Genomic DNA, 305 nt, shown 5'->3' with positions numbered 1-305 from the left:
CTAGAGGCCTAGGACACCGCCCTTTCACGGCGGTAACAGGGGTTCGACTCCCCTACGGGATACCATTGGGTCGTTAGCTCAGTTGGTAGAGCAGTTGACTTTTAATCAATTGGTCGCAGGTTCGAATCCTGCACGACCCACCATTCTTCTCCACGAAGTATGGCTCTTTATTTTCACTTTTAAAAAGTGAAGACAAAGGGAACTTATGTGGGCGATTAGCTCAGTTGGGAGAGCACCTGCCTTACAAGCAGGGGGTCACTGGTTCGAGCCCGGTATCGCCCACCATTCTCTAAGTATTTTTGGAT

Annotated in this window: 2 tRNA genes; both read left to right on the top strand. The window is 49.8% G+C overall.

What is annotated here, in order from left to right:
• Positions 1-67: 67 nt before the first annotated feature.
• Positions 68-143: transfer RNA gene (locus EJ063_RS20850), tRNA-Lys, on the top strand.
• A gap of 66 nt (positions 144-209) precedes the next feature.
• Positions 210-285, top strand: a tRNA-Val gene (locus tag EJ063_RS20845).
• The last annotated feature ends 20 nt before the right edge of the window (positions 286-305 follow it).

The sequence above is a fragment of the Vibrio aquaticus genome (genome assembly GCF_003970385.1).
Classification (GTDB): domain Bacteria; phylum Pseudomonadota; class Gammaproteobacteria; order Enterobacterales; family Vibrionaceae; genus Vibrio; species Vibrio aquaticus.
The sequence above is the reverse complement of the archived record's forward strand: the minus strand, read 5'-3'. Positions and strand labels throughout refer to the sequence as shown.